Genomic DNA, 6384 nt, shown 5'->3' on the forward strand with positions numbered 1-6384 from the left:
CGACCAGCACGCCGCATCCCGCCGACAGCACGCCATCACCCACGAGTCGGTCTGGATCCAAGACACCCCCACCGGCGATGTCGCGATCGTGCTCATCGAGTCACCCGACCTCGCCAACGCCCTGCTGGGGATCGCCACGTCCCAGGAGCCGTTCGATGTCTGGTTCCGTGCACACCTGCGCTCCGTGCACGGCCTCGACCTCACCGACGGCATGACACTGCCCGAGCAGGTGCTGGACTTCAGGGGCTGACCCGCCGCCCAGATCCAGCCTGAGGTCACCCCGACCCTGCCCGGCCTGCAGCGCAGCGAAACACCCTCACCGGCGCCCCGGCCAGCGAACACAACCGGCCGGGGCGCCGCGCCCGAACTGCGACCCGCACATGATCGGCACATCGGTTCGGCTCAGGAGGGAAGCGCCACCATGTCCGGGGTGAAGGGCGTCAGACAGAACGGATGGCCGGCAGGGTCGAGCAGGACGCGCCAGCGGGGGTCAGGTTGCTCCGGCCACGTTGCGCCGAGCCCAACAGCACGTTCCGCTGCTACGTCGATGTCGTCGGCGGTGAGGTCCAGGTGAACGATCGACTTCCCCGGCCACACCGGTGGCCTGTATCCCTCGACCCGTTGCGCCACGAGTACAGCGCCCAAGACCTCGATGCCAGCGGAGGACTCCTTGGCCCACAACTGTCGCCCACCTAGCAGACCCAGGTAGAAGGCCGCGAGTCGTTGCGGCTCGGAGCAATCCAGCGATACCGCTACCAGCCTCGCCCAGGGGCTCCCGCTCACAGCCGAACGGTACCGAACCTATGTCAAAGGTGAACTGAAGCGAAGTCTCGTTCTCGAGACCCGCCCCTTAGCGGCACGTATGCGCGGTCAGATTCAGAGATCGGTCGGACTCAACTTGCCGGTCTCAGGGTCGAACACGAGGATCTCGGACGGCTTGCGTGAACGTGCCCACGCGATCGCGTCCTCGCGGGTTCCGTCGAACTCGCCCAACGGCTGAGTTGGATCGACCTCGCCTTCCCACAGGGCGTGCCAAGCGGAGACGGTGGGATCACGGCGGGGGTCGTCATAGACCGCCATCACGATCACGCGCGACCACGAGGTTGGTCGAGCCGCATCCCCAAGGTCTGTCATGCCCGTCAGAATGCCTGAGCTCGACTCTGGAACCGAGGCAGCATCTTCGGTTCGGCTCACCCGTGGCGTGTCACCATGAGTTCATGCGTTGGCGGTGGCCGTGGAGGCGAACCCCTCGGCTCCCCGATGGGGCCGATCCGGGGCAGATCCCTCGCCTCGTCGGTGGCTACACGAGCGGCGGCCCGATGGTCACCCCGCCGGACCCCAAGCCTCCTGGACCGAACGCTCCCGCATCGGGCGACTAGCGAGCGAGAACGGCACGTCGGTGCGGCCTCAGAGCCGCTGGAGCGGTGGCTCCTTCCAGGTGCCGCTTGTTGCCTCTTCCTTCGGCCAGTACAGCCGAAGGGCTGTCATGAATGGTCCGGCTGGGGCCGGCAGCCAGTTGGCTTCATCGCCCGGGCCAGGTGTCTCATGTTGCAGGTGCAGTGTGAGACCGCCGTCCGGGTCATGCTTCAGGTGCGGCAGCATCGGAGAGTTGATCAGGTAACGGTTCAGCGAGTTGGCCACGAGGAGACTCTCGGGCAGTTCGTACATCGTCAGCGACCAGAACGCGTGGACGGGAGGTAGCTGTCCCGGCGCGAAACGCAGCGCGTACCGGGATGCTCCGGTGAGTGGCTGACCATCGGAGTCGACGCCGTAGAAGGGGTACATCGCCTCGTGTTTGGAGTTGCCGTACAGGCCGAGCACACCGGCGGTCATCCGATACAGGTAGTTGTTGTCCAGGTACTCCCGCGTCCCGAAGATGTCACCGACAGTGACCTTCTTGGTGTCCATCTGCTCTGCTTTGAAGGCGGCGAACTCAGCCCACGCGTCCGCTATGCCCTGCTCCATGGCGTCGCGCGCTTCGGGGGCGAGGCTGTCGGGGTCGAAGAGCGTGCCGCCGTCGAACCCGGCCTCGGCGAACCGGGCCCGAAGGTCGACCTCGGACGGGTGGGTCGGGCAGAACCCGAGGATGAAACTCAGGATGGTGAAGAAGCGCAGCGAGGTCTTCTGGGTCTCGGGCGTGAGGGGCTCCACGAACCCCACCGGGGGCGCGGGGGCGGGTGCGGGCTCACCCAAGAACGCGGCCAGGGTCTGTGCCCGGTATCCGGCCTGGACGGCCTTGACGTTGTCCAGGTCATCGGAGTTGAACAACTGCGTCCGGTAGACCGCCATCGCGAACTGAGTCTCGGACCGGAAGACCTTCTTGATCCCAGCAGGCAGATCCCCGTCCCATCCCGGCCCGGCGACCATGTAGCTGCCGCCACCGTTACCAGTGGTGCGACTGCCGATGTAGTCGAAGTTGTGTGTGTATGCGTCGATCAACTGGATGCTGAAGTAGCGCCCGGCATCGACCGGGGGCACGGTCAGCACGACCGGCTCAGCCCGCAGGTCCATCCCCACCATGGAGTAGGGCGTGTCCGAGTTCGGCGACACAATCGCCCGGTCCTCCGCCGTGTACACACGAGGGACGTTCAGCAGGTGGTTCCACGGTGCCTTGAACTCCGGGTTGGACCTGTCCTCGAAGTACGCGTACTGCACCCGGTAGCCATCCACCATCGGATAGCCGTAGATGTACGCCTCCTTGGCAACCGCCCGCATGGCTGACACGTCCATATCACCCTCCTGGTTCCACGACCGCGTACGACGACCGTAGCCCCGGCGACCGCACAACATGGCACCTCTCTGTTGTCAAGAGGCGCGAGCCGCGGCGGGACTACCCTTCGTGTGGGGTCCGGGCTGTGGCTTGATCGAAGAGTCGACCGTCGGGGTTGGGTCGGCCGCGCTGATCTTCGTAATCGCCCCCATCTGCCCTCTCGGGCCCCGCTCGGCTGCCTGGGCGTCGGCGGCGAGCTGGTGGTAGATCGCGTCACTGATGCGTCGCTTCAGGCAGCGCCGGGCTTCCTTCGGGGTCTTGCCTTCGGCGATCTTGCGTAGGTAGTAGCGCCGGCCTTCGCAGTCGTATCGGAGCTGGACGATCGCGGCGATGTGCAGGGCGTGGTTGAGCCGCCGGTTGCCGTGCAGGTTCACGCACGGGCGGGCGTCGCCGGCGGATCCCCAGGTGGTGGGTGCGGAGCCGTTGTAGGACGCGAAGTGGTGCTTGCTGGGGAACCGGGAGATGTCGCGGACCTCGCCGAGCACGATCGCCGCGACGACGGGTCCGACCCCGCGCACCTCGGTCACGCTGGTGTGGGTCTCGGCGACCACGGTCTTGATCTGGGCGTCGATGTCCTTGAGCCGCCGGTCGATCGCGACCAGGTCCGCCAGCTGGTCCAGGGCCAGCGACTTGCGGACCTTCCCCACCTCGTCGCGGGGCCGCACCGAGGCCAGCAGCGCCTTGGCCTTCGCAGCGGTCAACGCCCGAGAAGCGCCACCAGCGATGAGGATCTGCAGCTCTCTGTGCAGCCGGCAGACCGCCTGGGTCCGCGACCCGACGAGTTCGTCACGACGGTGCGACAGCAACCGCAGCGTCTCCGCGCGCTCGTCGACGCGGACCTGGTTCAACCCGGTCGCATGCAAGCAGGCCAGGGCCACGGAGTAGGCATCCACGTCGTCGCTCTTGCGGCCCGACGTGGCGGAGAACGCCCGCACCAGTGAGGACTTCTTGCTCGGCACATCGAAGACCGTCTCGCCCTTGACCACCAGCCGCTGGGCGAGGTTCTTCCCGACCCCGGTCGCACCCTCGACCGCCCACTCCCGGCGCGGCCAGCGCCGAGCGAAGCCCATCAGCTCGGCGAACCCGGTCGTCGACTGGGTGAACGTGCCGCGTGCCAGCACCGACCCCGACGTATCGACCACGACCACCGCGTTGATCCGCTTGTGCGGGTCGACCGCGATCTTCACCACCGACCGTGCAACCACCCTGACCTCCCAGAACTCGACCGACGAAGAACCGGGGAGGGCATTGCTACTTCGGGCTGCGCAGTCCTCTCTCGAGCCACTCCCCGAGGACGGTGCCGGACGGGATCGCAGGCCATTCGCGAGCCACGACCCGAAGGCCGGGCAGCCGGTTCGCGAGCGACCCGCCGGCACCTGACCCGAAGCCTCGCGCAAGGCCCCGGGCTGCCGAGAAGTCTCAAGTAGCCGGATATTGGGCGGTCTCGCCTAACAGCTCCGCCGGCTGACGGGCCCACACCCGATTGGCCTAGTGAAGATCCGATCTCAGCTCGGACAGGGAGAGTAATAGCCGGCATTCGGGCTCGCCTGCTGAGATGCTGATCCGGCGTTCGCGCGAGGACGGCAAGTCCGCACACGTTCGCGGGCGGCGTGGCCGCTACACGTGGGGGAACGCCACGTCCCTGTGGCACCGTGTCCGGGTGGGGTTGGCGGTTGAGGTAGCGGGCGCTGGAGACGCGGCGGCGATCCTAGGTCTGCGTCACGTGATCGAGGACTGGCTGGCCGAGCAGCGGATCCGACAGTGGGAACGCGGCGAGGTCAAACTCTCCGACGTCAGAGGCCAGATCGCGGCCGGTCAGTGGCACCTGGTCCGCGACCGCCGGGTGGGGGTCGCCGCCGCGTTGCGGGTCCTCGACCTAGATCCGTTCTGGGGCCCCGACGCCACGGCGGCGGTGTACGTGCATGGGCTTATGGTCCACCGCGCGGTCGCGGGGAGGGGCGTCGGCCACGAACTGCTGGACTGGGCCGGCGATCGGGGCCGGAACCGCGGCGCGGTCGTGCTCCGACTGGACTGCGTCGAGTCCAACACCAGACTGCGCGCCTACTACCGTGCCCACGGGTTCGTTGAGGTCGGTTGCCACCAGCCGCCAGAACCCTGCCCGGCGGTGACCCTCCTCCAACGCGCGCTGTGATCTCGGCGACGGGCACGCGACAATCCCTGTAGCGACAGCCCCGCGACCTGCCGACACCGTGCCGCTCAGCGTGCACGCGAAGTGCCTCGCTCGCTGAGGGATGACCGTGAGCACCGCACGACTCGCTTCGTGACATGCCGTGTCGGGCGGATATCGTGTCGATTTCGCCTCTCGCCGTTCGTGCAGGGCGTGAAGGCGGACACCCGGTCCGCCAGGGCAGGTGGAGATGCCATGGCCGAGTACCTCATCTACTTCAACCAGCAGTGGGTGGGCGACCACACGGAGGAGTGGTTCCGCCCGCGCGGGCCGCTCGCCAGGGCGGTCGTGGAAGAGATGAAGGCGGCGGGCGTCTACGTGTTTGGCGGCGGGCTTGAGGAGGAACTCGACACGGCTTTCAGCGCTGACGCCACCAGCGGAGAGTTGCTGATCACGGACGGACCCTTCATCGAGACCAAGGAGTGGCTCGGCGGCCTCACCGTGGTGGACGTCGTCGATGATGAAGCCGCCAAGATGTGGGCGGGCAAGGTCGCGGAAGCGTGCGGCTGGCCCCAGGAGGTCCGCCGCTTCAAGCCGAACCCGCAAACCGCGTGACCTCGTCGGTGAGGCAGCCGCCCGGTCCGCCTCACCAGCATTCACCACACGTGTAGCGGGCCGCAGCGCCGCGCCTTCCTGCAGTGTGCGTTTCGCTGACGGTGCTCGCTCAGTAAGTGATGCCGATAACGCTCGCTCAGATGCTGGCGATGGCATCCCTGCCGACGACTCCGGCTCCTACGGGACGGGGACGTCGCAGTCGACGGACACCGTTTGCCCGGCCACTACGACCACGCTCGGCGCTCCCCCGCACTCGAGTGTGTACCGCCCGGGGGCGAGGTTGAACCGGAACTTGCCAGCCGCATCGCTCTTGCCTTCGGCGACGGTCTGGGATCCTGACAGCACCTTGACCGTCCAGTGAGCTCCTGGTGAACCGTTGAGAGCCTGCTTCCCCGTCTGGTCCATGGGGCCGCCATACAACCGCACCAGGCCGGTCAGTGTGCCGTTCGTCGCCGCATCGGTTGCGGACGCAGGCGTCGTGCCGGTTGGTCCGCCCGGGTGAGAGCACGCGGTGAGGCTGAGAATCAGCGCGATCGCTGCGGCCGACTTGGTAGCCACGATGTCGACCTTCCCTCGCGCTCAGTGTGTCCGACCGTCAGACGCAACGCGAGAATGACCGGTTCCCTGTACGCACGCGAAGTGCCGCTAGCGATCGGAGCTTCACGACGCGAATCTCGGTTCCCCGTCAGAGCCGAGCGAGCTCTCGACGCGGTCAACCGATGGTCAACATCGGCGGAGTGGACGATGCAGGACGCGGCTGGACGTTGAGCGACGGTGCGGGTCGTTGACCTGCGCAGACGTCGTTCCACTGCTGTAGGTGAGTGTCCACAGACATCCAGGCACCGTCGCTCATAACCCAGAGGTCGCAGGT

At 67.1% G+C, this 6384-nt stretch carries 8 protein-coding genes; 3 read left to right on the forward strand and 5 right to left on the reverse strand.

What is annotated here, in order from left to right:
* The coding region (locus VIM19_10505) for a hypothetical protein (GenBank protein HEY5185314.1) at nucleotides 1–250 on the forward strand (250 nt) is incomplete at its 5' end.
* A gap of 152 nt (nucleotides 251–402) precedes the next feature.
* Here VIM19_10505 and VIM19_10510 read toward each other — a convergent pair.
* From VIM19_10510 to VIM19_10525, 4 genes are all read right to left on the reverse strand, one after another.
* The gene (locus VIM19_10510) at nucleotides 403–783 is read right to left on the reverse strand and encodes a VOC family protein (GenBank protein ID HEY5185315.1); all 381 of its coding nucleotides are present in this window, start codon (nucleotides 781–783) and stop codon (nucleotides 403–405) included.
* Between the two features lie 93 nt (nucleotides 784–876).
* Complete coding sequence (locus VIM19_10515; protein HEY5185316.1) at nucleotides 877–1134, reverse strand: hypothetical protein; 258 nt, start codon at nucleotides 1132–1134, stop codon at nucleotides 877–879.
* A 273-nt stretch (nucleotides 1135–1407) separates the two neighbouring features.
* Nucleotides 1408–2730: a DUF1254 domain-containing protein gene (locus VIM19_10520; protein HEY5185317.1), complete on the reverse strand. Its 1323-nt coding sequence runs from the start codon at nucleotides 2728–2730 to the stop codon at nucleotides 1408–1410.
* 75 nt (nucleotides 2731–2805) lie between these two features.
* Complete coding sequence (locus VIM19_10525) at nucleotides 2806–3975, reverse strand: IS110 family transposase (GenBank protein HEY5185318.1); 1170 nt, start codon at nucleotides 3973–3975, stop codon at nucleotides 2806–2808.
* Nucleotides 3976–4493: 518 nt separating this feature from the next.
* On the opposite strand from VIM19_10525, the gene VIM19_10530 reads away from it, so the two are divergent.
* Nucleotides 4494–4922 (forward strand): GNAT family N-acetyltransferase, encoded by a 429-nt coding sequence (locus tag VIM19_10530; protein HEY5185319.1) that lies wholly within the window; start codon nucleotides 4494–4496, stop codon nucleotides 4920–4922.
* Between the two features lie 231 nt (nucleotides 4923–5153).
* A complete protein-coding gene (locus tag VIM19_10535) occupies nucleotides 5154–5513 on the forward strand; it encodes a YciI family protein (protein ID HEY5185320.1) in 360 nt (119 codons plus the stop codon).
* Between the two features lie 177 nt (nucleotides 5514–5690).
* On the opposite strand, the gene VIM19_10540 is transcribed toward VIM19_10535, so the two are convergent.
* Complete coding sequence (locus VIM19_10540; GenBank protein ID HEY5185321.1) at nucleotides 5691–6071, reverse strand: carboxypeptidase-like regulatory domain-containing protein; 381 nt, start codon at nucleotides 6069–6071, stop codon at nucleotides 5691–5693.
* Nucleotides 6072–6384 lie beyond the last annotated feature (313 nt).

The sequence above is a fragment of the Actinomycetes bacterium genome (genome assembly GCA_036510875.1).
In the GTDB taxonomy this organism is placed as follows: domain Bacteria; phylum Actinomycetota; class Actinomycetes; order Prado026; family Prado026; genus DATCDE01.

Coding starts and splice junctions, on each gene's coding strand:
- VIM19_10515 (HEY5185316.1), bottom strand. CDS start 1,134: ATGACAGACCTTGGGGATGCGGCTCGACCAACCTCGTGGTCGCGCGTG.
- VIM19_10520 (HEY5185317.1), bottom strand. CDS start 2,730: ATGGACGTGTCAGCCATGCGGGCGGTTGCCAAGGAGGCGTACATCTAC.
- VIM19_10535 (HEY5185320.1), top strand. CDS start 5,154: ATGGCCGAGTACCTCATCTACTTCAACCAGCAGTGGGTGGGCGACCAC.